This window comes from Variovorax sp. 01N429, from assembly GCF_056399425.1.
Window position 1 is genome coordinate 40,185 of sequence record NZ_JBFTRG010000019.1, and the last position, 25,519, is coordinate 65,703.

Consider the following 25,519-nt stretch of genomic DNA (forward strand, 5'->3'; position numbering starts at 1 on the left):
ATGGCTAGTGGATATCGAAGTCGCCTTCTTCATGGACGACAGCATTGAAGATTCGGAAGAGGACCTGAAGGACCGACAGTTCTTTCGGAACTACACCAAGCTCGAGCCCGGGGATAGGGAAAGACTCCGTGCGATCCTAGAGGCACTGAAGAAAGGCGGCTGACGATGGCATCCACCGATGAAGTAGTTGCCCCTGCGAAGGAAGCAATCCGGCAGACGCATCTCCTCGATGCAGCTTTCGGTGAGACGACGCCATTTCGAGTGGACGTGGTCGAGCCAGCGAAGGCTGTCGGCAGTCAGCTTCGCCTCAGGGCGGAGATTCCCGAAGCTCAGGCGGCAAATCTGAGGTCTTTCGAGGGCGGGCTGTTTGAAGTTTGAAATAGAAGATGGCCGGTGGGCGCTTCTGTACAACGAAAGCTTGAAGTCGCCTGGTCGTATTCGCTTCACCCACGCGCATGAGCTGGGTCACTTTCTGGTGCGCCGAGCGTTGCAGGAAGAGTTTCTTTGCTCGCAGGCGGAGGTCGCCGGCTGCGGGGGTAGCCGCAAGAAGATGGAGGCCGAGGCAGACGAGTTTGCCTTGACCTTTGATGCCTCTCAAGCAGTTCCGCGCTTGCAAGGTGCTCATCTGCGCCTAGCCTTTCATGCGGAGACGCTCGTCTACCGGGTCTCTGTTGGCATCGGCCTCTGCCTGATCTGCGGTCAGCACTTGCGCCGTTCACTTCGGATCAGCAGGCTTCTGCATGTCCGCGGCGGGGTGTCTGGGCCGGTTGTCCTTGGTCATCGAGTCTTTGCTCGTCGGGTCGCTGGGCAAAGCACCTGCGGCGGTGGTGTCCTGCTGCGGGCGCTGCTTGTTCCCAGCCGAGTTGTCGGGCTTGGAGTCCTTGTAGCCGTTCACGGAAGGGTTCTGCGGACTGGTGCCTTCGCTTCTCGTGGGAGCGTTGCCACCAGCAGCGCCGCTGCCAGCAGGCGCAGCGGCCGTTTGAGCTGTCGCGCAACTGCATCCCAGCGCCAGGATGGCTGCGACGGCCACGGATAGCGATGTGTGTGCTGTGTTCATGGTGTGTCTCCTTGAGGAAGTCCAGATCACCTTTTGGCTCCCCCTATCGGTCAACACCTGTACGCACTGGGCGCCTTGCCATGTGGGTGCCCCCTTACGGCTATACAGTGCGAGGCAAACCCGAGGTCTCCCATGCCCCGCCCGACAACAGCGCCCTTCGGCACCTGGAAATCTTCGATCACGTCCGAGCTCGTGGCGACTGCCACGGTCGAACTCGTCGATGTGCTGCTCGACGGCACCGATGTCTACTGGGTCGAAGGCCGCCCGCAAGAGGCCGGCCGCCGCGTCTTGGTTCGACGCAATACCGACGGGACGACGATCGATGTCACGCCCCGGCCTTTTTCCACGCGCACGCGGGTGCACGAGTACGGCGGTGCCGGGGTCGTGGTTGCCGGAGAGGTCAGCTACTTCAGCAACTTCAAGGACCAGCGTCTTTATCGCCTCGGCGGCAACGACAGCAGCCCTGTACCTCTGACCCCCGCCCCCACCTCAGGCCATCCAGACGCCGGACTTCGATACGCAGACGGGCAGATTGACCGCCCGAGCCATCTGTGGATCGGTGTTCGCGAGGATCATCGAAATCCGGGCAAGGAGGCCGTCAACACAATCGTGGGCGTGGACCTGCGCTCAGGCGGCGCCGGCACAGTTTGGGTCGAGGGAGATGACTTCTACGCATCGCCGCGGCTCAGTCCGGATCGCCGGCGCTTGGCCTGGCTGTCATGGAGCCACCCCCGCATGCCATGGGTCGGCACGGAGCTATGGGTGGCGGAGTTCACCGGTTCTGGTGTGGAGAACCCGACCCGGATTGCAGGCGGCCCAGCCGAATCGGTGTTCCAGCCGGAATGGTCGCCGGATGGCACGCTCTACTTCGTGTCCGACCGCTCGGGCTGGTGGAACATTTATCGAGCGGAAGCTCACGGGGCCTGCGTCAATGTCTGCCCGATGGCGGCGGAATTCGGTCGGGCCCAATGGACCTTCGGGATGTCGACATACGCCTTCCTGTCGGCGAACCAAGCCGTGTGCACGTACACCGAAGGAGGACTCGGCAAGCTTGCTCTGCTGGATCTCGCAAGCGGCAAGCTGACGGAAGTGAAGCTGCCTTTCACCGAGTTTTCTTCTGTGAGGGCCCGAGGCGAGAAGGTGGCCTTCAAGGCTGGCGGACCGACCATTCCCGGCTCGATCGTTCTGCTCGACGCGCAAAGCGGCACGGTGAGCACGATCCGGAAATCCACCACCGTCGCAGACGATCCCTCGACAAACAGGCATTTCTCCATCCCCTTGCCGATCGAGTTTCCGACAACCGGCGGACAGACGGCGTTCGGACTGTTCTACCCGCCGAAGAACGCCGACCATGTCGCGCCCGACGGCGAATTGCCGCCGCTCCTGGTCAAGTGCCACGGCGGACCCACTTCGTCGGCCTCGCGCACGCTCGACTTGCGCACGCAGTTCTGGACCAGCCGAGGGATCGCAGTCGTCGACGTCGACTACGGCGGAAGCACCGGATACGGACGCGCATTCCGCGAACGCCTGCATGGAATGTGGGGCATCGTGGATGCGGCCGACTGCGCTTCCGCCGCCCGGTACGTCATTGACAAAAAATGGGTGGATGCAACGCGAACCGTGGTCAGCGGCAGCAGTGCCGGCGGATTCACGACCCTGACCTGCCTCACCTGCGCAGATCCGACGGTTCGCAGCATGTTCAAGGCGGGTGGAAGTCACTATGGGGTCAGCGATCCGGAGGCACTCGCCCGGGACACGCACAAGTTCGAGTCGCGCTATCTGGATTGGCTGATCGCGCCGTACGCGGATCGCAAGGCCTACCTCGAGCGTTCGCCGGTGCGCAATGCCGAACGCCTGTCGGCATCCGTCGCGTTCTTTCAGGGCGCCGAGGACAAGATCGTCCCGCCCGGGCAGACCGAATTGATGGTCACGGCGCTGCGCCAGAAGGGGATCACCGCGCAGTACCTGCTCTTCGCCGGCGAGCAGCACGGCTTCCGCCAGTCTTCGAACATCCGGTGGGCATTGGACGCCGAGTTCTATTTCTTCGACACCATCGTCTTTCGCAGCCACGGCGCGGCATAGCGCGCCAGCATCAGACAGAACGCCAGCCCCGCCAGAAAGGTGCGCCCACCGGTACGCACCGGCGTCGGCCTAGCCAACGCAGGCGACATCAACGCTTCTGCCAGTCTTTCGCGCGATTGCAGGCGAATGAACACCATGCCCTGTTCGCTCGCGAGCAGGCGCAGATAGCCTTCCCGCAATGACGACAGGTGTTCGAGTCCCGGCGTGGCGCCGAGCGTGGACGCAGGCGGCGCCGACTGCTCGTCCACCAGCGCTTCGCCACGCACGCTCGCGCCGCGCCCCTGGCTGCGCGGGTCGCCCTGCGCCACTTCATCGGCGCGCCAGAAGCCCAGGGGCCGACCTTCGGGATCCGACTTCGGGATCGGCGATGGCAGCAGGTCACCGACGCCAACGATGAGCCCCGGCACCTCCCCAGGCTTGTCGTCGAAGGCCGGGCGGTAGCGCGCGTTCAGCGGCGGCGCCTCCTGCCCGTCGGTGACGAACACCAGCGACGGCTTGTCCGGCAACTGCTTCGCAACGCCGATCGCACTGTGCAGCCCCTTGGCAATCTCGCTGTTGCCGGACCACGCCATGCGCGAGTCGATCTGCGCCAAGGTCGAACGCAGCTCCCTCAGATTTGCACATACGTCGATGGGTGCGATCAGCAGCAACGCACGGTACTCGGTGAAGATCGCCCAGCCCACCTTGGAGCCGCACGGCAGTTGCAGAAGCGATTGACGCAAGGCGTGCTTGACGAAATCGAGCCGTGAGGCCGGCCGGCCGTCGATGTCCGCATCCGTGACGTTCATGCTCTGGGTGACGTCGATCACGATCACATGATCGAACAGCGGGCGCTCCATCACCACCGCCGGATCGAGCAGGCTTGCAGCCAGCGCCAGCGCCGCCAGCATGAGCAGCCAACGGTCGGTGCTGTGCCGCCACGGGGCGCGCCAACGTTGCCACGCCTTCATGGCAGGCCGGGCGAATGGCCCCGCACCGTGGTGGCGGCACGCTCGGAGTCGCGCCGGTTCTCGGGCGGTGCGGCGTCCATCTCGTCGGGATCGGGGAGCAGCCGCTGGGCACGCTCCAGGTTGTAGCGCGCGTCCCAGTGCCCAGGATCGACGCGCAACACGTCCCGGTAGATCTCCTTGGCCAACTCGATCAGCGCAATGGCCTTGCCGGGTTCGGTGCCGGCTTGCACCACCACCGCTTGGCGTATCAGCAGGTTCGCGCTGTTGTAGCGCGCCGCCCGGCCAAGCGGCGAATCGTTCTCGAGGCTGCGATACAGACGCAGGGCCGCTTCGTCGGCACCGCTGGCTGCCTGTGCATAGGCCTGCGCGAATTGCACCTGCGGCGGGATGTCCCTGGTTTCGGCCGGCAGCGGCCTCGACACGATCAATTCATTCCACTGATGCAAGCGCCAGGTACGCGCGCCGTCGATCGCCGCCGCGGCCGCGACCAGCGCGAGGAGGCCCAGCACCGCGCGTGTGCATCGCTGCCGGTTCATGCCCATCGCCGGATCTCCGCCAAATTCGCTGCGGCCAGCAGCAGGACGCAGCAGAACGCGACTCCGAGCACCAGTCCGGACAGGTCGCGCCGGGGCACGGTGTCCAAATAGGTGATTGGCAGGTTTTCGAGAAGATTCACTGCCTCGATGGCCTTCTTCAAGGCTTCGGGATCGCTGGCCTCGTAGGCGCGGTACGAGTTGCCAAGGGATTCGAAGAATCGATGCAGTGCGTACTCCGGGACCGCGTCGACGTTCTCCGGCGCTTCGCCTTTTTCAAGGACCAGGCCCGGACTGTTGGCGGAGCGAAGGTAGATCCAGTAGATCGCGACACGGTGCTTGCGCGCCAGATAGGCAATGCGCTCACGGGCTGGCGGGTCGAGCCGATCGCCACCGTCGGACACCAGCATCACGATGCGCGAGCCGGTATAGGGCCGATCGATGAAAGACGACAGCGCCGCTTGCATCGCCAGGCCGATGTTGGTTTCCGAAAGCCCGCGGCCGACGTCGCCCGCCACGATGGCAGCCTGGATGGCTTCGTTCTTCTGCGTGAAATCCAGCACCCGGATAGGCAGCGTGCTGAAGACGATCATCCCGAACCGGTCCTCCTGCCGCTTGGCGATGAACTCGGACAACAACTGCCGCGCGACCTTGCCCTTGGACTCGCGCGTCCTGATCTGAGTCATGTAGTAGTCGATCGCTGCCGGGCCGGTGCCCTTCGCCCAGGGCGGAGGCCGCGCGCCGCCGAAACCCTGATCCATGCTGCGGCTGCGATCGAGCACCAGCACGATCTCGGCGCCTTTGCCAATGCGCTCCACGTCGTACTCCGGCCAGTAGGGGCCGGCCATGCCGATGGTGAGGGCGGCGAGCGCCAGCACGCCGACGATGCGCAGCGCCCACTCCAACAGTTCGGAGCTCCGGTCCCGCGGCATGAGCGCGGCCCAGGCGTTGTCGAGCGCGCCGCTCGACCGCGCCAGCAGCGGCAGCACGGACAGGGGCAACAGCCACAGCAGCCAGGCGTGGTCGAAGCTCATGGGGAACCCCTCTCGGCGTCGCGGCAACGGCGGCAGAACTCAAGCAGCCAGCTTCGATCTGCATGCGCCGGGACTTGATTCCCCTCATGAGTCTCGCTGCCGAAGAACTCTTGACGCGACTGCCGGAAGAACCTGACAAGGTCGTCGCGCAGATGCGCGAAGTGCGGCCGCGCACGGACGAAGCGATCGACGCGCTCTTCGAAGACGACCTCCCCCATCGTCCGGTTCAAGGCCTCATGAAGATGCCTGAAAGCGTCGCGCCGTTGCGAATCGGAACTCGCCGGCGTCAGGCCATGCATCGCGCGCCATGCCAATGTGAACGGCCGATGCGCGCGCGTCCACCACGGCAAGCCGATGTACACATGGGCGAGGTAGGCCAGCAGCACCAGCGAGACAATCCCATAGACGATGAGGCGCCAACGCGCGAAGCGTGTATCGATCAGCGGCGGGGGTGTATCAGGCTGCAGCTCACCAAGGCCGCGCCGGGGCGAGACGTCCACCGGCACCAACGGCGACACGGTCACCGGCCAGGCCTCGACGTGGACCTCCTGCGCTCGCGGCTGACCCTGGAAGCGCAAGGTGAAACCCGGCATCTCCAGGGTGCGCGACTCTGGCGGCGAAAGGAACACCTGGTAGGCCAGCGTCAGTTCATGGCGCCGTCCCCCGGTCTCGACGCTGCTGCGCTGCTCCACGCTTCGCAACTCGAGCGCGTTGCCGCGCGCACCGGCTTGCGGCACGCTGGACTCATCAAGCACCAGGCCGTCGGAGGCATCGACCGTGACCGTGCGCGACACGATGTCCCCGATCTGGTAGCCGAAGGCGCGCGGCTCGCTCAAGGTGGCATTGAGCTGCCCCGGCAGCACCACGGCGCAGGCCGCCGACGCAAGCCAGCCCAGCATCGCGGCGCAAAGTCCGCGTGGGGCCAGATGCATTCGCCAGATCGACATGGATCGCGCTCACGAGTGGAAATGCCGCGTGACCGCGTCAGCATCGAAGGCACCATCGATGAACAGCGGCTTGAGCCGGTGCGATCGAAAGATCCCCAACAGCGCATCGCGGCGCTGCTGGTGGGCCGCCAGCCACTTCTCGCGCAACGCCGGACGCCACCACAGCAACTTCGTGACGCCGGATTCCGGGTCGGTCACCTGCGCCAGGCCGCGTCGCGGCGTCAGACCGAATTCGAGCGGATCCCACAGCACCACTGGCACGAGATCGTGGTGAGCCATGGAGACCATGACGGTATCGACCTCCGGCAGCGGCAGATGAAAATCCGAGACGAGAAACACCAGCGAACGCTGCCGGCCGAGATGGCGATGCGCCATCGATAGGCCATGGGCTGAACTGCCTTGAAGCTGCAGCCTGCGAAGCGTCCCCGCCAGCGTGCCCCCCATGCCGCGCGAGCGCGTGGGTGGCAGCAGCACATCCTCGCGCACCGCATCGTCGCAACCGACGAAGCCGAAGCTGTCACCTGTGCGCCAAGCCGACCAGGCCAGACTGTCGACGAAGTCCGCCAGCACATCGAGCTTGCGGTGCGTGCCGACAAACCCCATGGACGCCGAGAGGTCCGCCACCATCACGACAGGTATCGCCTTGCGCTGACTGAAGACCCGGACGATCCAGTTGCCGAACGGGTCGCGCAGACTCGCGTGCAGATCGAGCCGACGCGGATCCGGTGCGTCGAGCAGCGCCGCATGCCCACGAAACTCGAAGCCGCTCTCACCACGCGAACTCCGGTGATGCCCCGGAAAGTGTCCCAACACCGGCACCCCGACCCGGTAATGAAGTTCCTGCACCTTCGACCGCTCCATCATCAAGCCCCCTTTCACGCCCAAGCCCAGGAATACCGTGGAACCGGCTTCGCCGGGCCACCGGTATTGCCCCCGGTAGGGGGTTGGCGAAGCGACACGAAGTGCGCGAAGACTGGGGGCGAGTTCATCTACGGTGCAGCCACGCTTGAGAGGATGCCGCTGATCAGGCGCCCGGAGATCTCCTGGCGCCGCATTTCATACACCGGCTGAAAGCACAGCCGATGCGCGACGGCCTCAAGGAAGACCGCCTGCACGTCCTCGGGCGTGACGTAGTCGCGCCCGTCGAGCCAGGCCGCAACGCGGGCGGCGCGCAGCAGCAGGCTCATGCCGCGTGGACTGGCGCCCGCGAGCATCAACCGCGCGGCGTCCAGGTCCGGCACGCGCACGCCGTAGTCGGCGGGCGCCGCCGTCGCACGCCACAGATCAAGCGCATAGATTTGCAATGTCTCCGAGGCTTGCACGCAGCGCTGGATCAACTCCGAGACCTGATTCAGCTCCTGGTAGGCAACCAGCCCGCTGGCCAGCCCGCCAACCAGGCGGTCCGTGTCGTGAAAGCGCGGATCGCTCATCAACTGACGTCGTTCGGCATCGGAAGCGGGTGCATCGACGGTCACTTCCAGCATGAAGCGGTCCCGCGCAGCGGCCGAGATCTCGAAGGTCTCTTCGCGCTCGACCCGGTTGCGGTCGGCAAAGACCAGGAGGTGCGGAAAGCGGAATTCGCGATTGAACGCCGCCACGCTGCGCTCGGCCATCACGCGCAGCAGCAGCGAATGCACCTGCGGCCGCGCCCGGTTGATCTCGTTGAAGAAGAAGATCGCGAGGCTCTCGCCATGCGTGATCAATGGCCCGTGCTCGACAGCGGGCCTGCCCTCGGCGCTGATGTAGGTGTAGTAGATCAGGTCGTTGGGCATCAGGTCGATGGTCCCTTCGATCCGCGCGAAATTGCCGCCCAGTACCTGCGCGAAGGCCCGCAGGAGCGTTGTCTTGCCGACACCGACGTCGCCCTGCAGCAGCACGTGGCCGCGCGCGAAGATGGCCGTGTTGATGAGGCGGATCGCCCGCGCCTGGCCGATCACCGCCTTGGCGACCTCGGCTTCGAGCATCAGCGCCCGCTGGCGCCAGTCGCTCATCACCCCATCGTCTCGGTCCATTCGAGGTCCTCCACGGTTGTACTCAGCCACCCGGGCCGCGCGGGGCCTTCATGCGCTCGGCGATCGCACGTTCCTTGGCGTACTCTTCGCGACAGGACTGCGCGTAGTCGTCCGGGCCGAGGTAGGCGATCTCCTGGTCGTACTTTGCCAGGTCCTCGGCAAAGCGTGGGTCGAAAAGCGCCTTCTTGAAGCCGTCATGCAGGATGGCCAGCACGTCCGGCTGCAACCCGCGGGGGCCGGCCAATCCGTAGGGCGACATCGCCACGATATCGAAGCCCAGTTCGCGCAGGGTCGGCACCTGCGGCCAGCGTGGCGAGCGCTTCGGCCCCATGGTTGCGAGTAATCGCAGATGGCCCGCATCGACCTCCGGTGCGAAGCCCGAGGAATTGACGCCCGCCATCACCTGGCCCGATGCCACTGCCAGGGTCAGCTCGGCCGTCCCCTTGTAGGGCACATGGATGTAGCTCAGACCACGATCGGTGAAGAGCGCTTCAAGCACGAGGTGCGGCGTGGTGCCGATGCCGTTGGTGGCGATGCTCAACTCGCCCGGCCGCGCGCGGGCGAAGTCGAACAACTGTTGCAGCGACCGCATCGGGCTGGAAGCGCGCACCAGCACGCCGAAAGTGACGCCCGAAATCTGGATGATCGGCGTGACGTCACGCACGGGGTCCCAGATGACCTGTTGCATGAAGGGCATGCGAAAGACCGGTTGCGGCATCTGCGCGATGGTGTAGCCGTTGGGCTCGGCCTGCAGCAGGATTGGCATCGCCATCGTGCCGCCGGCCCCGGCGCGGTTGGCGACCACCACCGGCTGGCCGAGCGACTGCGCAGCAAGTTCGGCCAGGAGCCGCAGCGACAGATCGGTCGCGCCACCCGCGGCCCACGGGACCCACATCGTGATCGGCCGGGACGGAAAGGCGTCAGCGGCCAACGCACGCGCCATGGGCTGCGCAGCCAACGCGAGCGCGCCCGCACTGCGCAGCCAGCGGCGGCGGCCGGTATTCATTCAGCAACCTCCGTGCTTCGCACTGCGGTGCGAGCTTGCTTGGAGCGGTCCGGCGCGGCGCTCATGTGGGGCCTCCGCCGCGCTTGGTCAATCCGCCGAAACCGCGCTGCGGGTCGTAGCCCCAGCAGGCGAACACGAGAAACACCGCCAGGCAACCCAGCACGATCCAGGGTGCCTCGCCGGGGTCCTTGCCATACAACGCGAACCGGATCCATTCGACGGCATGCGTGAACGGGTTGAAGCGAGCGAGCTGATAGACCCATTCAGCGCCCGACTCCTGCAGCTTCCACAGCGGATAGAGCGCAGTCGAAATGAAGTACATCGGGAAGATCACGAAATTCATCGTGCCGGCGAAGTTCTCGAGTTGCTTGATGTGCACCGACAGCAGCAGGCCGAGCGCACCCAGCATCAGTGCCCCGCAGACCAGCGCCAGCAAGGCATGCAGCCCGCCCAGCGAGAAGAGTGGCAGATCGGTGCCGATCAGGGTCGCGACGACGATGAAGACCAAGGCCTGCAAGACCGACAGCAGCGCCGTTGCGCAGAGCTTGCAGAACAGCAGCCATGCTCGCGGCAACGGCGCCGTGAGCAGCAGCCGCATCAGGCCCATCTCGCGGTCGTAGACCATCGCGAGAGACGACTGCATCCCGTTGAACAACAGCACCATGCCCACCAGTCCCGGCGCAATGTAGACGTCGTAGGGGATATAGGTGTCGTACGGCTCGACGATCGCGACGCCGAACACGTTGCGAAAACCCGCTGCGAACACCGCCAGCCACAGCAGCGGCCGGACCAGCGCCGAGACCAACCGGCCGGTCTGCTGCGAGAACTTGAGCAGTTCGCGCATGACGATCGCCTGCATGGCCTGCAGCGCATGGGCGATGCCGCGGTGCGGCGCACGCGCTGCCTCGGCGCCTTCGACCGGAATCATTGCGTCGTCTTGCATCGCTTCTCCGGGGCGTCCGCGCCCAGTGTGTCCAGCACGTTGGTCGGATGCAGCATGCCATCCACCGGCGCCTGCGAAATCACGCCCTGTCCGTCGGTGAGCAGCACGGTCTGGCGCAACTGCCCATCCCACGGACGGAAGGTCAGGTTCGTGCCCTTGGAGCCATCGAGGGGCGTCTTGGCGAGCGCCTGCGCCCAGGCGCTGGCAGGTCCGTTCGGAGCAGCGATGGCGGCTGCGACGAGCGCCTTGCCCGCCATCCAGGCCGACCAGTCAACGTCGGTCATGGGCCGGCCAACCGCCTTCGCGAACCGGCGCGACACCTGCGGCGCACCGTAGCGCTCGAACTGCGCATGCCAAGCCAGCGCCACCAGCCCTGCATCGCCCACCACCGGGCGCGGCAACACGATCCGGTAGGGCAGGCCGCGCGCGAATTCACCGTCGCTGTCGACCACCCAGACGGCGTCATAGGTGCTGCCCGCTGTCAGCAGGAGCGGATTGGCCAGGTCGCGCTCGCGCGGGTCACCGGAGAGCTTGAAAGGCTTGGTCGCGACCACCTGCAAGCCATAGCGCTTGATCGAAGCCTGCGCCGCGGCGGCCCGCAACTGGTCCTGCTCGCTCGGGCCCACGAGCAGGAGCAACTTGCTCCATTTGCGCGACACGAGCGTTTGCGCCAGGGCGTCGGCACGCATGCGCTCGCTCGGGAGAATATGGAACAGGCGCGCACGGCAGTCCTGCTCGCGCAAACGATCGGCGGCGTCGCCGACGTTGATCACCGGCAACTTCACCGCGTCAACCACGGCCAGCGTCCAATCCGCAGGAAGATCCGTCACGATCACCGCAGCGCCTGATTTTTCGGCCGCCTGCGCGACGGTGCGTGCCGCCTCCAGCGAGGCTGCGGGCTGCTTCGCCAGCGCGACCGCCGCATCGACCGCCTCGATCTCGAACTGACCTTCGTCCAACGCAACCTCCAGGCCGTCACTCGCAGGACCGTCGGGGTGGCCCAGAAAATGTCGTTCGACGCGCGACCGTTCGAGCCGCGCGTCCGGACTCGGCGAGATCAACGTTGCCTTCAGCGGGGTGATGGCACCTTTCGCCTGTCCCATGGACGCCGGCGCCGCCAGCAGCAGCGACACGCCGACGGAGCAGGCGATCCACTTCATTCGACCACCACCAGCCCGTACGGCACGCGGCCGACGGGGATGCTCTTGATCGGCCTGGCTGCTGCGACATCGACCACGGTGACGTCGTCGCTCAGGCCGTTGACCACATACAGCCGGGCTTCGGCCTTGTCGAGCGTGACATTCCACGCGCGCTTGCCGACCAGCACGAGATTCGTGACCTTGCGCTGCGGCACATCGACGAACGCGACGTGGTTGGCGCGCCCCAGTGCCACATAAGCGCGCTTGCCGTCGTGCGCAATCTGGATGCCCACCGGCGTGATGTCCTCGCTGCGCGCACCCTTGATTTCGAACTTGAGGCCGCCCACCACATTGCGGGTGGCCGTGTCGATGATGCTGACGCTGGCATCGAGCTCGTTGGTGACCCACAGTTCCTTGCCGTCGGGGGTGAAGGCCATGCGGCGCGGCCGCTTGCCAACTTTCACATTCTTGACGATGGTGCCGCTGGCGACATCGATCACGTGCACGAGGCTGGCGACCTCGGAGGTCACGTACAGCGTCTTGCCGTCGGCGCTGATCTTCACGCCTTCGGGTTCCTTGCCGACCTTGATCGACTTGAGCACCTTGCCGTTGGCCGCATCGATGAAGCTGACCGCGCCTTCGTCCTCGTTGGACACATAAAGGGTCTTGCCGTCCGGCGACACATCGAAGGCCTCGGGGTCGTCGCTCAGCGGAATGCGGCGCACCGACTTTCCCGTCGCGGGGTCGATCACATCGGCGGCGTTCGAATCGCTGCAGGCCAGCATGATGAGGTGATCCGCCGTGAGCTGGATGTGTCGCCCACGCTTGCAGGTAGGGATGGTGCCCTTGACGCTGAGGGTCGTCAGATCGATCAGCGTGAGTGCCTGGTCCTTTTCGCTCGACACATAGGCGGTGCCTTGCGCCAGTGCCGCCGTGCAGAGGCACACGCACCACAGGGCCGCAACCGAACACGCTGCGCGCTTCAGGACGTGGGCAACTGCATTCATGTCGGTGTTTCTCCTGATCTGGTTCAGCGTCGCATTCAACCTGTCAACTCGTGCGGGCGATGAAGCCCGCTTCCAGCGACGGCTCTCCAAGCGCCTGGGTCACCTCGGACGGCGTGCCATCGGCCAGCAGTTCCCCTTTGTGCAGCACCAATACGCGATCGGCGCCTTCGGCCTCCTCCACCCTGTGCGTTGCCCACAGGACGCAGACTCCGCGCTCCTGCACGTTCGCATGGAGCGCGCGCATCAGGTCCTGGCGTGACTTCGGGTCCAGGCCCACGGTGGCTTCGTCCATCAGCAGCACGGAGGGTCGATGCAGCAATGCACGCACGAGTTCCACCTTGCGCCGGTTGCCGCCGGACAGTTCACGCACCTTGCGATCGAGGTCGGCGTCGATGCCGAGCTGCGCGCAGCCCACCTCGATGCGTGACGCTGCGAGCCGCCGCGGCAGGCCGTGCAGGTCAGCCTGGAACAGCAGGTTCCGGCGAATGCTGAGATCCAGATCGAGCGATATCTGCTGAAACACCACGCCGATGTGGCGCAACGCCGCGGTCGCGGACCGGCGCAGCGAATGACCAGCGACTTCGACCTCGCCTTCGTCCGCCGCGAAAAGCCCGGTGAGCACTTGGAACAGCGTCGACTTTCCAGCGCCGTTGGGCCCCAGCAGGGCCACGAACTGACCTGACCCGATCGCGAGCGAAAGACTCTTCAACGCCGCCCGAGTGCCGTAGCGCTTGGTCAGGCCCGTGGTCCGCAACATGGTCGTCGATGGGAGCGTGTATGGCATGAATAACTTCGAGCATGCAATACACGCGCCCATCGGCGCAAGCGGGTCGCGCCCCTGCATGGCACAGGGTTCGGGATGCTTCGCCTGACGGTGAAACACTCTGTGTCGAAAGTGGTTGCCACAGTTTCGACGCAGCGGCCCCTCCTGGTTCCCCCCGCTGATACTTCGGTTTCTCGCCACTACCACTGCGTCGTTCCGCAAACAGCCTCGGCAAGGTTGCAACGGGCCTGTCGGATGCATGCACGAATAGGGTTTGCCCCTAAGGAATGGCCCCTCCAGAGCGGCCCGCGGCAAGCGCGGAGGCACTCGGCTGGACGCGCTCATCAGGCTCGTTCGAGCGGGCGCGCATCTTGCATTTAGCGCCGTCGCCGACTTCATTGCGTCGTGCGGCAGTCGCCCTGTCGGAGGTTCCGTTCGGGCGACTCTGGTGGCTCAGAACAAGGAGACTTCGATGCGAATTTCCGGGCATTTCCACGGGCGCCTTTGGCGTTGTTTGGCGCCGGCGCTCCTCGCGTTGCCAGCCTTGGCATTGGCGAACGCCGATGTCGAGAAAAACATCGCCAACTCGAAGAACTGGGCGATGCAGGCTGGGGACATGTACAACCAGCGCTACAGCAAGCTCAAGCAGATCAACGCCGGCAATGTCGGCAAGATGCAGGTCGCGTGGACCTTCTCCACCGGCGTGCTGCGCGGGCATGAAGGTTCGCCGCTGGTCATCGACAACATGATGTTCCTGCACTCGCCGTTCCCGAACAAGGTCTTCGCGATCGATCTCGATTCGCAGAAGATCGTATGGAAGTACGAGCCCAAGCAGGACCCGGCGGTGATCCCGCAGATGTGCTGCGACACGGTGAACCGCGGGCTGGCGTATGCCGAGGGCAAGGTCTTCCTTCAGCAGGCCGACAGCAATCTCGTCGCGCTCGACGCCAAGACCGGCAAGGTCGTCTGGACCGTGAAGAACGGCGACCCGAAGCTGGGCGCCGTCAACACCAACGCGCCTCACGTCTTCAAGGACAAGGTCATCACGGGCATCAGCGGCGGCGAGTGGGGGGTACGGGGCTTCCTGGCGGCCTACGACATCAACAGCGGCAAGCAAGTCTGGAAGGCCTACAGCACCGGGCCCGATGCCGAAATGCTCATGGACCCCGACAAGACCATGACCTGGACCGACGGCAAGATGGCACCCGTCGGCAAGGACTCGTCGCTGAAGACCTGGCAAGGCGATCAGTGGAAGCTCGGCGGCGGGACCACGTGGGGTTGGTACAGCTACGACAAGGCCCTCAATACGGTGTACTACGGCACCGGCAATCCGTCGACCTGGAACCCCTCGCAACGCCCCGGCGACAACAAGTGGTCCATGACCATCTTCGCGCGTGACGTCGACACCGGCATGGCCAAGTGGGCCTACCAGATGACGCCTTTCGACGAGTGGGACTTCGACGGCATCAACGAAATGATCCTGGCCGACATCGACGTCAAGGGCAAGCCCACCAAGGCGCTCGTGCACTTCGACCGCAACGGCTTCGGCTACACGCTGGACCGCGTGACCGGCGCATTGCTGGTGGCCGAAAAGTACGACCCGCAAGTGAACTGGGCCACGAAGGTCGACATGAAGACAGGCCGCCCGCAAGTGGTGTCCAAGTACTCCACCGCGCAGAACGGACCGGACGTCAACAGCAAGGGCATCTGCCCGGCAGCGCTTGGCTCCAAGGACCAGCAGCCGGCCGCCTTCGACCCGGAGACCAAGCTCTTCTACGTGCCGACGAACCACGTGTGCATGGACTATGAGCCGTTCAAGGTCGAGTACACAGCAGGCCAACCGTACGTCGGTGCCACGCTCTCCATGTATCCGGCTCCGAACAGCCACGGTGGCATGGGCAACTACATCACCTGGAACGCCAGCACCGGCAAGATCGTGCAGAGCCATCCGGAGAAGTTCTCGGTCTGGAGCGGTCCGCTCAACACGGCTGGCGGCATCTCCTGCTACGGCACGCTCGAGGGCTACCTCAAGTGCGTGGACAAGAAGAACATCAACAAGGAACTGTTCAAGTTCAAGACCCCCTCCGGCATCATCGGCAACGTGTTCACGTACGAGCACAAGGGCAAGCAGTTCATTGGCGTGTTCTCCGGCATCGGTGGCTGGGCCGGCATCGGCATGGCCGCAGGCCTCGAGAAAGACCAGGATGGCCTGGGCGCCGTAGGTGGCTACAGGGAGCTCAACCAGTACACCGAACTCGGAGGCTCCCTGACCGTGTTCGCCCTGCCCGGCGGCAACCCCGGCGGCAACTGAACGTGAGAGGGGCCCGTAGGGCCAGATCCGGAGATGGCAGCCGACCGGTTGCCATCTCTTCATTCAGACGAAAACAAGGATCTCGCAACATGAGTTCAAGGAAGGCTTTGCTTATCGCCGGCGCACTGCTGATCTTGGCGGGCGCTGCTCATTCCGACGACAAGCCGCCCCTGTACAAGGTGGTCGATGGTTACAAGGTGGACAGCGAGACGATGAAGGGCTTCCGCGCCTGGCGAGCGGCCGCTTGCGACCGTTGCCACGGCGCGAACCAGGAAGGACTGGTCGGGCCGTCGCTGGTGATCAGCCTGAAGACTCTGTCGAAGGAGGACTTCATCAAGACCGTGACCAACGGCCGGCTGGAAAAAGGGATGCAGAGCTTCGGCAACAGTCCGATGGTCATGGACAACATCAACCAGCTCTACGCCTATCTCAAAGGCAGGTCCGACGGCGCAATCACGCGCGCGAAGGTCGAAGAGATCAAATGACCCACGCAGGCTCTCATCAACGCATGCTCGCGGCCATCGCCATCGCCATCGGGCTGGCAGCGCTGACGGCCGGCGCTGCCGCGCAGGATCCGCCGGCGGCACGCACCGCATTGCGCGTCTGCCAGGACCCGAACAACCTGCCCTTTTCAAACGTCAAGGGCGAGGGCATCGAGAACAAGATCGCCGAAGTGTTCGGAAAGTCGCTAGGTCTCCCGGTGGTCTATTACTCGTTTCCGCAGCGCCTGGCCTTCATCCGGAACACATTGAAGTTCAAGCTTCCAGGCCAGGAATATCCTTGCGACATCGTGATCGGCGTGCCCGCGGAATATGACCAGGTGTCCGCCACCAAGCCCTACTACCGATCGACGTACGCGCTGGTTTTTCCGAAGGGCAAGGGCCTGGACCAGGTGGCATCGGGCGAGGACTTCCTGAAGGTCGATCCGGCGAAGCTGAGCAAGATGCGCATCGGCATCTACGACCGTTCGCCCGCATCGGCCTGGCTCGCCAAACACAAGCTCGTCGACCAGGGCGTTCCCTACCCCGTGATGAACGCGGACCCGGATCAATACCCCGGCGAAATCATCGAAAAGGACCTCGCGGCGGGCAAGATCGACGTCGCGATTGTCTGGGGGCCGATTGCCGGCTACTACGCCCAGCGCGTGAAGACGCCCGAGCTCGCGGTGGTCCCGCTGAAGTCCGAGCCCGGTGTGCAGTTCGACTATCAGATCGCCATGGGCGTGCGCTACGGAGAGCGCGAATGGAAACAGCAGGTCGAAGGCCTGATCGAATCCAACCGATCGCAGATCCAGGCAATCCTGAAGGACTACGGCGTACCGGTCGTCGACGCCTCTTACTCTTACGTTCCTCCGAAGCAATAGCGCTTCCCTCTCCCGATGAACGCAAACCCCGTGCTGAGACTGGCGCTCGCATTGATCCTGGGGATGCCGTGGCTGGCCTTCGCGGCGACCGATTACTCGGTCGCCGAGCAGGCGATTTTCATGGACGACCATCTCGGCAAGCTGCGGCCGCCGCTCACCCTGCACTACGTCTTCCGCAAGACCGGAACGCTGGAAGAGCCCTTCGACGACAAGGTCAACCTTCTGCTGATTGCGGAGCCCGACGGCAAGTGCTGCGCCGTTCGCGCGGAGTTCTTCAGCGGCGCCCGCGCTGTGCAACAGCCAGAGGTGGAAAGCGCCCGAGGCAACCCGGCGATCCTGTACTTCCTCGAACGCGATATTCGCGAGATGCAACGCCTGACCAAGGGCCAGCCGAGCTACTTTCGCAAGCGCATCCGCATGGCGGTGTACCAGGGCGCCACGGTGCGCAACGTCAACCTGCCCTATCGCGGGCAGCCAGTGGCGGTGCGAGAGATCAGCGTCTCTCCCTACCTCGACGATCCGAACCGTCCGCGCTTCGAGAAACTGGCCAACAAGTCCTACGTCTTCCTGCTGTCGGACGCCGTGCCGGGCGGCCTCTACGGCATTCGCACAAGGGTTGACGCGCAATCCGCCGAAGCAGCACCATTGATGGTCGAGGAGATGCTTCTCGAAGGCGCCGGGCGCCAACCCTGACGGAACTCCCATGAAACGATCAATCACGACAATCGCCCTGCTGGGCTGGTGCACCTTGTCGATGGCCGCGGCCCCCACTCCAGTCAACGACTTTCCGACGCTGGACCGGGTGCAATACGTGCAGGAGTGCATGCGTGCGCACCCCGGGCCGACTTACGAGATGACGTCCAAGTGCTCATGCGCGCTCGACGCCATCGCGAGCAGCGTGAAGTACAAGGACTACGTGACGATGAGCACGATCACCAAGGCCATGTCCATCGGCGGCGAACGTGGCGGCGCGATTCGCGACGTACCGTCGTACGAGCCCGAGATCAAGCGTTTGCGCGAGCTCCAGGCCAAGGCCGAGAAAGGCTGCTTCATCACCGCCGGCCCGAAGTAGTTGCATCATGCCGGGCATCCCGCGTTCGATGCCGCTCCTGCTTGCCGGGATGGTGCTGGGCGCTTGCTGCGCAGCCGCGCCGGCGCCGGACTCCGGGGCCGTGCTGGCAATCACCGAAGTGAAGCCTGGCGTGTTCGTGCATGCCGGCATGCTGGACGACTGGGGGCCGGGCAACGGCGGCGACGTGGCCAACCTCGGCTTCATCGTCGGCCGGCGTTGCGTCGCAGTGATCGACACCGGGGGCACGCCGGCGGTCGGCCGGGCGCTGCTCGCCTCGATCGAACGCACCACACCGCTGCCCATATGCTGGGTGATCAACACGCATGCCCACCCCGACCATGTGCTCGGCAATGCGGCTTTCGTCAACGCGGGCTCGACGGCTCCGCACTTCGTGGCCCATGCGCGCTTCACCCCCGCGCTGGCTGCGCGCGAGACCTACTACCTGAACGCGCTGGAACGCGACTTTGGCCTCCACCTGACCCACGCCTCGATCGTCTACCCGGACACGGCGGTGGAAACATCGCTCGACCTGGATCTTGGCGATCGCGTCGTCACGCTGCGTGCCTGGCCCACGGCGCACACCGACAACGACCTCACGGTCTACGACCAGCGCACACGCACGCTCTTCACCTCCGACTTGCTGTTCGTGCAGCACCTGCCCGTGATCGACGGCAGCCTTCGCGGCTGGCTGGCGGTCATGGCGGATCTCGCGCGCATACCGGCCGACACCGTCGTGCCCGGCCATGGGAGCGTCAGCACCGACGAGTCGGCCGTGCTGGCCACGCAGGCGAGCTATCTGGAGGCCCTCGCGCGCGACACGCGCTCTGCCATCCACGACCATCGGACGATTCAGCAGGCGGTCGACAGCATCAAGGTTCCCGCCGGCTCGCACTGGCTGCTTGGCGAACGCTTTCATCGTCGAAACGTCACTGCCGCCTATGCGGAACTGGAATGGGAAGATATTCCACCCACCACCGCCGAGCCGCCGCCTCGATCGCCTTCCAGCCCGCAGAAGTCGAGACCATGAAAAGCTGGGTCGTCCGATGCTTCCTGATGCGCGCGGCAGCGAGCTTCGCGCTGCTCGCTGTCGGCCTGTTCTGCACCGGAGCCTGGGCGGAGATCGAGGCAGCCGACAACCCAGAGGCCAATCCCGTGTGGCAGAAGGTGCGCGCCAGCCTGTTCCAGTCCCGGCCGATCGCCGCTGCCAGCGACGATGTGATCTCGCTGGTCGTGCCCGCGCGGGCCGAAGATGCCGCCATCGTCCCGGTTGCTATCCACACCCGGCTGCTGCAGACGCCCACGCGCTACATCGACAAGGTCTATCTGATCATCGACAACAACCCTTCGCCCATCTCGGCGATCTTCCAGTTCACGCCGCAAAGCGGGCGGGCGGATATCGAGACGCGCGTGCGCGTCGACGAGTACACCCACGTGCGCGCGATTGCCGAAACCAACGACGGCCGGCTGCACATGGCGACGGCCTTCGTCAAGGCCTCGGGCGGCTGTTCGGCGCCGCCCGGCAAGGACGCGCAGGCGGCGCTCGCGACCCTCGGCCGCATGAGACTGAGCGTCGAGGGCCATGCAGAGGACAACCAGCCGCAGCTCGCGCAACTCATGATCAGCCATCCCAACAACTCAGGCCTGGCGCTGGATCAAGTCTCCCGCCTCTACACGCCGGCGTACTTCGTGCGGCAGGTCAACGTCAGCTACGCGGGGGTGCTGGTGATGTCGGCAGATGTCGACTTCTCGATCAGCGAGAACCCGAACTTCCGCTTCTATTTCTTGCCGCGCGGGGATGGCGAGCTCAAGGCCGAGGTGATCGACTCGCACGACTTGCGATTCCAGAGCACGCTGAAGTACCGGCGTGCGCAATGACCGGAAGGTGCATGCGCATGTGGCTGGCCACATGGATCACCGCAGCAGCCGCCACGACGCTGCTCGCTGCCTGTGCGGCGTCCGGGGCGGCACGGGCGCCCGCCGTCGCAGAGCCAGTGGCGCTCGCTGCCGGCGTCTACATGGTGCAGGGTGCGCCCGGCGGGGTCGACACCCGCAACCTGGGCCGTGTCGGCAATGCGGGCTTCATCGTCGGCAGCAACGGCGTGCTGGCCATCGACACCGGCACTTCCTATCGTCAAGGCGAGCAGCTGCTGGCGGCCATTCGCAGCGTGACCGACAAGCCTGTGCGGCTGGTCTTGATCACCCACGCGCAGAAAGACTTCCTCTTCGGCGCAGCCGCCTATCGCGAGCACGGAATCCCGATCCTCATGCATCGCCAAGCCGCGGCGCTGATGGCGTCGCGCTGCGAACGCTGCCTCAAGATGCTCAAGGAAACGCTCGGCGAGGAGGAGATGCGCGGCACCGTGATGTTCACGCCGGACCAGGAATTCGAGGCCACGCAGAGCATCGATGTGATCGACCGGCCCCTCCGGTTGATGTACTTCGGGCACTCCAGCGGCCCGGGCGACGTCACAGTGCTCGATGCGGCTTCCGGCGTGCTGTTCGCCGGCGGCCTGCTCGACCATGGGCGCATCCCCGACCTACAGGACGGCGATCTCGAAGGCTGGTCGAACGCGCTGCAGGCCCTGAGAGCGCTGCAGGCCAAGGTCCTCGTGCCCGGCCACGGGCCTCCGGCATCCATCGGGGACATCGACGCACAGCTTCGCTACTTTGCTCAACTGCAGGTGCGCGTGCAGGAATTGCTGCGCGCCGGCACCGCCCTCAGTGAGGTTCCCGATGCGGCGGCACTACCGGAATTCGCGCGCTGGGACCAGTACGAGAGCCTTCACCGGCGCAATGCGTCGATCCTGTTCGTGCGTCTGCAACGCGCGCAATTGGAACAATGAGGAGCGAGACCCGCCTCAACAGCAGCCCACCATGCTGCGTCGCCACTGTCCGAGATAGGCGCCGCCTGGCGTCGGCATTCGTTGCAGGTCGGCGAACAGTCCGCTTCGGCGTTCGCCGCCGGCGGTGAGCAACGTCCGGTAGCTCTTCAGATCGTCGTCAGTCAGCGCCGTCGGCACGGCGAGTCCGCTTTTGTCGGCCGCAAGAGGCTGCGCGCCCAACGCGATCGTGCTTCCCAGCCCCGCGTAGAGACAACGTTCACCGAAGGCCTTCTGTAGCGCAGTGAATGTCGGTTCGCCGGTGCAATGGCCTGGTGCCACATAGGCGACCTTGAACGTGTCCCGCAGCGTCGTGATGGTGGTCTCGATCTCCGGATCCTTGGCGACCACGAGATGGAGACCACCGACGACGAACTGGATCTTCGGCTGGATCGCCACAGCCGCCTTGACGATCCTGTCGATGCCCGTGTGCGAGCAGCCTACCAGGATCACCATGCCGTCGGGTGCCTCCACCGCCAACGAGAGTTCGCGCAACTCGAGCGTGCCGGGCTTGTCGGACACCAGTGAAATCAGGTGGATTCCCGGCGCGATCACCGTGGGCTTGTCGACCAGTTCGATATTTGCTTTCGGCCAAGCACTTCCGAAGCGCATCACGTCAGGCGGCCTGCCGCCGTAATAGCGCTGCTCGGCCGGCAAGGACTCGTCCTTGCGAAAGAACGTGCTCGGGAGGTCGGCACCATAGACGCCGAAGCCTTCCTTGGGCGCGTAGATCCTGACCTTCGGATTGACGCTGAGCAGGTAGCCCATGCCTCCCATGTGGTCGCCGTGCCGATGCGACATCACGACAAAGTCGAGCCTCGCGAGATCCACGCCCATCACCGCCGCGTTCTTCGCCAACACGTCGGCGTTGTTGCCGGTGTCGAACAAGATGCGCCGCCCGTCGACCTCCACGAACGCGGCATAGCCCCAGTCCTTCTGCAGCGCCGGATCTCTACTGAAAGCGTCGTAGAGCACCGTGATTTGCGCTTTCGTGGAGCGGCTGGTGTCGGGCGGTGTCGGGCTTGCGCAAGAAGCAAGCAGCAAATTTTGCGCTGCAAGCGTGGTGGTGATGAAGTCTCGACGCTTCATGACGACCTCCTGTTTTGGCGGGCGAACTCAATTGGCACCTCAGCGCCAGGACGCGGCGCTCATTTGGCGCCAAGCCGCTTCTCAAATCAAGAGATGGCACTGAGCCGGCGCGAGTTGGCCGGTTCTCGAAACACCAATGGGTGCTCCACGGCCTGCGCCGAGGTCAAGGTACCGGCGCGTTCGACGGCTTCCAGCACCCGATGGTGGTGCGGACTCTTCACGCAAGCGGGATCGGCAACGGCCGGATCGTTGGCCAGCATGTAGGCCTGGCAGCGGCATCCACCCAGGTCCTGCTCGCGGAATTCGCAGCTCACGCACGGCTCCTTCATCCAGCCGGTGCCGCGATAGCGGTTGAAGCCCTCGGAGTTGAACCATATTTCGCGCAGGTTGTGCTCGCGCACGTTGGGAAAGCTCAGGCCCGGCAGCATCTTCGCGGTGTGGCACGGCAGCGCTGTGCCGTCCGGCGTGACGTTGAGGAAGGTGCTGCCCCAGCCATTGACACAGCGCTTGGGCGTGCCTTCGTGGTAGTCCGGCGCGACGAAGAAGATGCGCATGCGCTCGCCCATCCGCGCCCGCCACGCGTCGGTCGTGCGCTCGGCCTGCTTCAACTGCTCATGCGTCGGCAACAACTGGTCGCGGTTGAGGAACGCCCATGAGTAGTACTGGGTATTCGCGAGTTCCAGATACTCGGCACCGAGCTCGGCCGCCATGGCGATGATGCGATCGACGTGGTCGATGTTCATGCGATGGATCACCACGTTCATCACCATCGGCCAACCCTGGTCCTTGATGATTTTCGCGACCCGGCTCTTCAGCTCGAAGGTCTTCGTGTGCGAGAGAAAGTCGTTCATCTCCTTCGTGGAATCCTGGAAGGACAACTGAACATGATCGAGTCCGGCTGCCTTCAGCGCCGCGGCGCGCGCCGCGGTCAGGCCAACGCCGGAGGTCAGCAGATTGGTGTAGTAGCCCAGCCGATGGGCTTCGGCCGTGATGATCTCGAGGTCGTCGCGCACGAGCGGCTCGCCGCCCGACAGGCCGAGTTGCACCGCGCCCAGTTCGCGCCCCTGTCGCAACACCCGCAGCCAGTCGTCCGTGGTGAGCTCTTCCTCCTGGCGCGCGAAGTCGATCGGGTTGTAGCAAAAGACGCAATGCAGCGGGCATCGGTAGGTCAGTTCCGCCAGCAACCACAGCGGAGGCCCGGGCGTTGCCGCCGGTGGTGCGTGTTGCATCAGTCCCATGCGAGCCACCGTTGCTTGCCGGCGAGTTCGATGAAGGCCAGCACATCGTCACTCAGATCGCCGGTCGAGAAAGCCTGCTCCAGCTCGCCGACGATGGCCGCCACGCTGCGCTCGCCGTCGCAGCGTTTCATGATCTCGCCACCGCTCTGATTGAGCTTCACCATGCCCTCGGGGTAGAGCAGCACATGCGCGTTCTGCGCCGGCTCCCACTGCAGGCGGAAGCCCGTACCGACGCGAGGCCGGGAGGAAGTGCTCGGCGGCGTCATGAAGCCACTCCGTATTTCTGCGCCATCGCATCGTTCATGGCCCACAGGATGTCGAGCTTGAGCTGCAGCACCTCCAGCGCCCGTTCCTGCAACGGCCGGGTCGTGAAATGGGCAAGCGTGATCGCCAGTCCCTGTTCCACGTCGCGCCGCGCCTGGCTCACCCGATCACGAAAGTACGCCATCCCCTCCGGATCGATCCAGGGATAGTGTTCGGGCCAGTTCGCCAGCCGTTGCTTGTGGATCTCGGGGGCAAAGAGTTCGGTGAGCGACGAGCAGACAGCCTCCTGCCAGGGCGCGCGCCGCGCGAAGTTCACGTAGGCATCGACCGCGAAGCGCATTGCCGGGGCCACGTGGCGCAGGTCGAGCACCTCTTCGCGCGTGAGGCCCACGGCGGTGGCGAGTCGCAGCCAGGCTTCGATGCCGCCTTCGTCGCGCACGCCGTTCAACTCGAAACCGTCGTGATCCAGGATGCGCTGCACCCAGCCCCTGCGGACCTCGCGCACGGGGCAGTTGGACAACACCGCCGCATCCTTGATCGGGATCGCGATCTGGTAGTAGAAGCGGTTCGCCACCCAGCCACGCACCTGCTCGCGCGTCGCGCGACCGCTGTTGAGCATGATGTTGAACGGATGGTGGATGTGATACGCACGGCCGCGCTCGCGCAGCTTCGCCTCGAACTCGTCCCGCGACCATGCATCGGTGCTTTGAGTCATATGCAGATCTGCATGTTGTCCTCGCAGACCTCGATGCCGGCGTGCGTCAGCGTCGCGCGTTCGGGAGAGTCTTCGTCGAGGATCGGATTGGTGTTGTTGACATGGATGAGCATGCGCCGCGTGCGCTTCGGCAGCCTGGCCATCCACTCCAGCATGCCGCCCGGACCCGACTGCGGCAGGTGGCCGATGTCCCGGGCCGTCTTGGCGCTGAGGCCGAGGCGGGGCATTTCGTCATCGGTCCAGAACGTGCCGTCGACCAGCACGCAATCAGCGAGCGACATGGCGTCGAAGACCGCCGGCGTGATCTGCCCGAGCCCTGGCGCGTAGAACGTGGTCTTGCCGCTGCGATCGTCGGAGATCAGCATGCCGATGTTGTCGCCCTCCACCGGCCTGTCCCGGTGCGGAGAGTAAGGCGCGGCCTTGCTCGACAGCGGCAACGCGCGGAAGCTCAGGTCGGCAACGCCGGCCACGGCGAACCGGCTGCCGTCCAGCGCGATGCAATGCCGCTCCACGCCACAGTAGTGGCCCAGGACGCGCAGCACGGGGTTTCCCTGCCTCAGGTCCTCATCGACCGGGTCGGTACACCACAACGGCAGCGCTCCATTGCGTTCGCGCAGCATGAAAAGACCGGTCGCATGATCGATCTGACCATCCATCAGCACCACGCCGGCGATGGCCGTATCGCGAACCGAACGCGCAGGCTGCAGCGCAGGCTTGCTGCGGATCTGCTCGAGGATGTCGGGGGATGCGTTGAACAGCACGCCGTCCACGCCGCCATCAGGGCGCACGAAGATCGACGATTGGGTGCGTGCCTTGGCGTTCAACGTGCCTGCGCGCAGGCCGGCGCAGTTGCGGCAATTGCAGTTCCACTGCGGAAAGCCACCACCTGCAGCCGAACCGAGGACAGTGATGCGCATCGGTGGCGTCGAAGGCCCCGACCCGTTGCGGCCAGGCCGGCACTCCGAAGACGAGTCCTGCGGAGCGCCGAGCGTGCCGTGACCCGGGTCAGCGGGCGGCGATGTACATCGTGATTTCGAAGCCGAGACGCAAGTCAGTCGCAGTAGGGGTTGTCCATTGCATAGAGGTCTCCTATGAGGATGACACGGGCGCCATGT

28 protein-coding genes and 1 pseudogene are annotated in these 25,519 nt (G+C 65.0%); 11 read left to right on the forward strand and 18 right to left on the reverse strand.

Annotation, left to right across the window (positions count from 1 at the left end):
• Window positions 1-165 precede the first annotated feature (165 nt).
• A complete protein-coding gene (locus tag AC1DSF_RS25385; RefSeq protein WP_478128065.1) occupies window positions 166-378 on the forward strand; it encodes a hypothetical protein in 213 nt (70 codons plus the stop codon).
• Between the two features lie 40 nt (window positions 379-418).
• Window positions 419-520, forward strand: a pseudogene (locus tag AC1DSF_RS25390) (ImmA/IrrE family metallo-endopeptidase); the annotation flags it as partial.
• Window positions 521-715: 195 nt separating this feature from the next.
• On the opposite strand, the gene AC1DSF_RS25395 reads toward AC1DSF_RS25390, so the two are convergent.
• Window positions 716-1,057 carry a hypothetical protein gene (locus AC1DSF_RS25395; RefSeq protein WP_478143983.1) on the reverse strand — a complete coding sequence of 114 codons (342 nt, stop codon included), beginning with the start codon at window positions 1,055-1,057 and terminating at the stop codon, window positions 716-718.
• 132 nt (window positions 1,058-1,189) lie between these two features.
• Between AC1DSF_RS25395 and AC1DSF_RS25400 the strand changes: the two genes are divergently transcribed.
• Entirely contained in the window at window positions 1,190-3,139 is a 1,950-nt protein-coding gene (locus AC1DSF_RS25400; RefSeq protein ID WP_478183648.1) for a S9 family peptidase, read from the forward strand.
• Here the strand turns inward: AC1DSF_RS25400 and AC1DSF_RS25405 are convergent.
• The 11 genes from AC1DSF_RS25405 to AC1DSF_RS25455 form a co-directional block, all read right to left on the reverse strand.
• Window positions 3,094-4,089, reverse strand: a complete 996-nt coding sequence (locus tag AC1DSF_RS25405; protein WP_478183649.1) for a vWA domain-containing protein — start codon at window positions 4,087-4,089, stop codon at window positions 3,094-3,096. The two genes, AC1DSF_RS25400 and AC1DSF_RS25405, sit on opposite strands and share 46 nt — an antisense overlap.
• Window positions 4,086-4,625 (reverse strand): MxaK protein, encoded by a 540-nt coding sequence (locus AC1DSF_RS25410; protein WP_478183650.1) that lies wholly within the window; start codon window positions 4,623-4,625, stop codon window positions 4,086-4,088. The genes AC1DSF_RS25405 and AC1DSF_RS25410 overlap by 4 nt, the downstream gene beginning before the upstream one ends.
• Window positions 4,622-5,656, reverse strand: a complete 1,035-nt coding sequence (locus AC1DSF_RS25415; protein ID WP_478128069.1) for a vWA domain-containing protein — start codon at window positions 5,654-5,656, stop codon at window positions 4,622-4,624. Before AC1DSF_RS25415 ends, AC1DSF_RS25410 begins: the two co-directional genes overlap by 4 nt.
• Complete coding sequence (locus tag AC1DSF_RS25420) at window positions 5,653-6,603, reverse strand: hypothetical protein (RefSeq protein WP_478128070.1); 951 nt, start codon at window positions 6,601-6,603, stop codon at window positions 5,653-5,655. Before AC1DSF_RS25420 ends, AC1DSF_RS25415 begins: the two co-directional genes overlap by 4 nt.
• 9 nt (window positions 6,604-6,612) lie before the next feature.
• Entirely contained in the window at window positions 6,613-7,449 is an 837-nt protein-coding gene (locus AC1DSF_RS25425; protein ID WP_478183651.1) for a DUF58 domain-containing protein, read from the reverse strand.
• Between the two features lie 143 nt (window positions 7,450-7,592).
• Window positions 7,593-8,615: an AAA family ATPase gene (locus tag AC1DSF_RS25430; protein WP_478183652.1), complete on the reverse strand. Its 1,023-nt coding sequence runs from the start codon at window positions 8,613-8,615 to the stop codon at window positions 7,593-7,595.
• Window positions 8,616-8,637: 22 nt separating this feature from the next.
• Window positions 8,638-9,621 (reverse strand): Bug family tripartite tricarboxylate transporter substrate binding protein, encoded by a 984-nt coding sequence (locus AC1DSF_RS25435; protein WP_478128073.1) that lies wholly within the window; start codon window positions 9,619-9,621, stop codon window positions 8,638-8,640.
• Between the two features lie 61 nt (window positions 9,622-9,682).
• Window positions 9,683-10,549, reverse strand: a complete 867-nt coding sequence (locus AC1DSF_RS25440; RefSeq protein WP_478183686.1) for an ABC transporter permease — start codon at window positions 10,547-10,549, stop codon at window positions 9,683-9,685.
• Window positions 10,546-11,724: a type 1 periplasmic-binding domain-containing protein gene (locus AC1DSF_RS25445; protein ID WP_478183653.1), complete on the reverse strand. Its 1,179-nt coding sequence runs from the start codon at window positions 11,722-11,724 to the stop codon at window positions 10,546-10,548. The genes AC1DSF_RS25440 and AC1DSF_RS25445 overlap by 4 nt, the downstream gene beginning before the upstream one ends.
• Entirely contained in the window at window positions 11,721-12,710 is a 990-nt protein-coding gene (locus AC1DSF_RS25450; RefSeq protein WP_478183654.1) for a PQQ-dependent catabolism-associated beta-propeller protein, read from the reverse strand. The genes AC1DSF_RS25445 and AC1DSF_RS25450 overlap by 4 nt, the downstream gene beginning before the upstream one ends.
• A gap of 43 nt (window positions 12,711-12,753) precedes the next feature.
• Window positions 12,754-13,467, reverse strand: coding sequence for an ABC transporter ATP-binding protein (locus tag AC1DSF_RS25455; protein ID WP_478183687.1), 714 nt, complete (start codon window positions 13,465-13,467; stop codon window positions 12,754-12,756).
• Window positions 13,468-13,945: 478 nt separating this feature from the next.
• On the opposite strand from AC1DSF_RS25455, the gene AC1DSF_RS25460 reads away from it, so the two are divergent.
• The 8 genes from AC1DSF_RS25460 (at window position 13,946) to AC1DSF_RS25495 (ending at window position 21,062) form a co-directional block, all read left to right on the forward strand.
• A complete protein-coding gene (locus AC1DSF_RS25460; RefSeq protein ID WP_478183655.1) occupies window positions 13,946-15,784 on the forward strand; it encodes a methanol/ethanol family PQQ-dependent dehydrogenase in 1,839 nt (612 codons plus the stop codon).
• A gap of 89 nt (window positions 15,785-15,873) precedes the next feature.
• On the forward strand, window positions 15,874-16,269 hold the full coding sequence (locus AC1DSF_RS25465) for a c-type cytochrome (RefSeq protein ID WP_478128077.1): 396 nt from the start codon (window positions 15,874-15,876) through the stop codon (window positions 16,267-16,269).
• Window positions 16,266-17,147: a substrate-binding domain-containing protein gene (locus tag AC1DSF_RS25470; RefSeq protein ID WP_478183656.1), complete on the forward strand. Its 882-nt coding sequence runs from the start codon at window positions 16,266-16,268 to the stop codon at window positions 17,145-17,147. Before AC1DSF_RS25465 ends, AC1DSF_RS25470 begins: the two co-directional genes overlap by 4 nt.
• A gap of 15 nt (window positions 17,148-17,162) precedes the next feature.
• Window positions 17,163-17,840 carry a hypothetical protein gene (locus AC1DSF_RS25475; protein ID WP_478183657.1) on the forward strand — a complete coding sequence of 226 codons (678 nt, stop codon included), beginning with the start codon at window positions 17,163-17,165 and terminating at the stop codon, window positions 17,838-17,840.
• A 10-nt stretch (window positions 17,841-17,850) separates the two neighbouring features.
• On the forward strand, window positions 17,851-18,219 hold the full coding sequence (locus tag AC1DSF_RS25480) for a hypothetical protein (RefSeq protein ID WP_478183658.1): 369 nt from the start codon (window positions 17,851-17,853) through the stop codon (window positions 18,217-18,219).
• 7 nt (window positions 18,220-18,226) lie between these two features.
• Window positions 18,227-19,246, forward strand: coding sequence for a quinoprotein relay system zinc metallohydrolase 2 (locus AC1DSF_RS25485; protein ID WP_478183659.1), 1,020 nt, complete (start codon window positions 18,227-18,229; stop codon window positions 19,244-19,246).
• Window positions 19,243-20,094: a quinoprotein dehydrogenase-associated SoxYZ-like carrier gene (locus AC1DSF_RS25490; RefSeq protein ID WP_478183660.1), complete on the forward strand. Its 852-nt coding sequence runs from the start codon at window positions 19,243-19,245 to the stop codon at window positions 20,092-20,094. Before AC1DSF_RS25485 ends, AC1DSF_RS25490 begins: the two co-directional genes overlap by 4 nt.
• Window positions 20,095-20,105: 11 nt before the next feature.
• Complete coding sequence (locus AC1DSF_RS25495; RefSeq protein ID WP_478183661.1) at window positions 20,106-21,062, forward strand: MBL fold metallo-hydrolase; 957 nt, start codon at window positions 20,106-20,108, stop codon at window positions 21,060-21,062.
• 15 nt (window positions 21,063-21,077) lie between these two features.
• Here the strand turns inward: AC1DSF_RS25495 and AC1DSF_RS25500 are convergent, their stop codons facing one another.
• From AC1DSF_RS25500 to pqqA, 6 genes are all read right to left on the reverse strand, one after another.
• Window positions 21,078-22,187, reverse strand: a complete 1,110-nt coding sequence (locus AC1DSF_RS25500) for an MBL fold metallo-hydrolase (RefSeq protein ID WP_478183662.1) — start codon at window positions 22,185-22,187, stop codon at window positions 21,078-21,080.
• 86 nt (window positions 22,188-22,273) lie between these two features.
• Window positions 22,274-23,425, reverse strand: coding sequence for a pyrroloquinoline quinone biosynthesis protein PqqE (gene pqqE / locus AC1DSF_RS25505; RefSeq protein ID WP_478183663.1), 1,152 nt, complete (start codon window positions 23,423-23,425; stop codon window positions 22,274-22,276).
• Window positions 23,416-23,691 carry a pyrroloquinoline quinone biosynthesis peptide chaperone PqqD gene (gene pqqD / locus AC1DSF_RS25510; RefSeq protein WP_478128085.1) on the reverse strand — a complete coding sequence of 92 codons (276 nt, stop codon included), beginning with the start codon at window positions 23,689-23,691 and terminating at the stop codon, window positions 23,416-23,418. Before pqqD ends, pqqE begins: the two co-directional genes overlap by 10 nt.
• Window positions 23,688-24,404 (reverse strand): pyrroloquinoline-quinone synthase PqqC, encoded by a 717-nt coding sequence (gene pqqC / locus AC1DSF_RS25515; RefSeq protein ID WP_478183664.1) that lies wholly within the window; start codon window positions 24,402-24,404, stop codon window positions 23,688-23,690. The genes pqqD and pqqC overlap by 4 nt, the downstream gene beginning before the upstream one ends.
• Window positions 24,401-25,321: a pyrroloquinoline quinone biosynthesis protein PqqB gene (pqqB, locus tag AC1DSF_RS25520; protein WP_478143923.1), complete on the reverse strand. Its 921-nt coding sequence runs from the start codon at window positions 25,319-25,321 to the stop codon at window positions 24,401-24,403. Before pqqB ends, pqqC begins: the two co-directional genes overlap by 4 nt.
• 88 nt (window positions 25,322-25,409) lie before the next feature.
• Window positions 25,410-25,484 (reverse strand): pyrroloquinoline quinone precursor peptide PqqA, encoded by a 75-nt coding sequence (gene pqqA, locus AC1DSF_RS25525; protein ID WP_478104087.1) that lies wholly within the window; start codon window positions 25,482-25,484, stop codon window positions 25,410-25,412.
• Window positions 25,485-25,519 lie beyond the last annotated feature (35 nt).

Bases quoted from the DNA above. Each gene is read 5' to 3' on its own strand.
- AC1DSF_RS25385 (WP_478128065.1), top strand. From the start codon at position 166: ATGGCATCCACCGATGAAGTAGTTGCCCCTGCGAAGGAAGCAATCCGG.
- AC1DSF_RS25395 (WP_478143983.1), bottom strand. From the start codon at position 1,057: ATGAACACAGCACACACATCGCTATCCGTGGCCGTCGCAGCCATCCTG.
- AC1DSF_RS25400 (WP_478183648.1), top strand. From the start codon at position 1,190: ATGCCCCGCCCGACAACAGCGCCCTTCGGCACCTGGAAATCTTCGATC.
- AC1DSF_RS25405 (WP_478183649.1), bottom strand. From the start codon at position 4,089: ATGAAGGCGTGGCAACGTTGGCGCGCCCCGTGGCGGCACAGCACCGAC.
- AC1DSF_RS25410 (WP_478183650.1), bottom strand. From the start codon at position 4,625: ATGAACCGGCAGCGATGCACACGCGCGGTGCTGGGCCTCCTCGCGCTG.
- AC1DSF_RS25415 (WP_478128069.1), bottom strand. From the start codon at position 5,656: ATGAGCTTCGACCACGCCTGGCTGCTGTGGCTGTTGCCCCTGTCCGTG.
- AC1DSF_RS25420 (WP_478128070.1), bottom strand. From the start codon at position 6,603: ATGTCGATCTGGCGAATGCATCTGGCCCCACGCGGACTTTGCGCCGCG.
- AC1DSF_RS25430 (WP_478183652.1), bottom strand. From the start codon at position 8,615: ATGGACCGAGACGATGGGGTGATGAGCGACTGGCGCCAGCGGGCGCTG.
- AC1DSF_RS25435 (WP_478128073.1), bottom strand. From the start codon at position 9,621: ATGAATACCGGCCGCCGCCGCTGGCTGCGCAGTGCGGGCGCGCTCGCG.
- AC1DSF_RS25440 (WP_478183686.1), bottom strand. From the start codon at position 10,549: ATGATTCCGGTCGAAGGCGCCGAGGCAGCGCGTGCGCCGCACCGCGGC.
- AC1DSF_RS25445 (WP_478183653.1), bottom strand. From the start codon at position 11,724: ATGAAGTGGATCGCCTGCTCCGTCGGCGTGTCGCTGCTGCTGGCGGCG.
- AC1DSF_RS25450 (WP_478183654.1), bottom strand. From the start codon at position 12,710: ATGAATGCAGTTGCCCACGTCCTGAAGCGCGCAGCGTGTTCGGTTGCG.
- AC1DSF_RS25455 (WP_478183687.1), bottom strand. From the start codon at position 13,467: ATGTTGCGGACCACGGGCCTGACCAAGCGCTACGGCACTCGGGCGGCG.
- AC1DSF_RS25460 (WP_478183655.1), top strand. From the start codon at position 13,946: ATGCGAATTTCCGGGCATTTCCACGGGCGCCTTTGGCGTTGTTTGGCG.
- AC1DSF_RS25465 (WP_478128077.1), top strand. From the start codon at position 15,874: ATGAGTTCAAGGAAGGCTTTGCTTATCGCCGGCGCACTGCTGATCTTG.
- AC1DSF_RS25470 (WP_478183656.1), top strand. From the start codon at position 16,266: ATGACCCACGCAGGCTCTCATCAACGCATGCTCGCGGCCATCGCCATC.
- AC1DSF_RS25475 (WP_478183657.1), top strand. From the start codon at position 17,163: ATGAACGCAAACCCCGTGCTGAGACTGGCGCTCGCATTGATCCTGGGG.
- AC1DSF_RS25480 (WP_478183658.1), top strand. From the start codon at position 17,851: ATGAAACGATCAATCACGACAATCGCCCTGCTGGGCTGGTGCACCTTG.
- AC1DSF_RS25485 (WP_478183659.1), top strand. From the start codon at position 18,227: ATGCCGGGCATCCCGCGTTCGATGCCGCTCCTGCTTGCCGGGATGGTG.
- AC1DSF_RS25490 (WP_478183660.1), top strand. From the start codon at position 19,243: ATGAAAAGCTGGGTCGTCCGATGCTTCCTGATGCGCGCGGCAGCGAGC.
- AC1DSF_RS25495 (WP_478183661.1), top strand. From the start codon at position 20,106: ATGCGCATGTGGCTGGCCACATGGATCACCGCAGCAGCCGCCACGACG.
- AC1DSF_RS25500 (WP_478183662.1), bottom strand. From the start codon at position 22,187: ATGAAGCGTCGAGACTTCATCACCACCACGCTTGCAGCGCAAAATTTG.
- pqqE (WP_478183663.1), bottom strand. From the start codon at position 23,425: ATGGGACTGATGCAACACGCACCACCGGCGGCAACGCCCGGGCCTCCG.
- pqqD (WP_478128085.1), bottom strand. From the start codon at position 23,691: ATGACGCCGCCGAGCACTTCCTCCCGGCCTCGCGTCGGTACGGGCTTC.
- pqqC (WP_478183664.1), bottom strand. From the start codon at position 24,404: ATGACTCAAAGCACCGATGCATGGTCGCGGGACGAGTTCGAGGCGAAG.
- pqqB (WP_478143923.1), bottom strand. From the start codon at position 25,321: ATGCGCATCACTGTCCTCGGTTCGGCTGCAGGTGGTGGCTTTCCGCAG.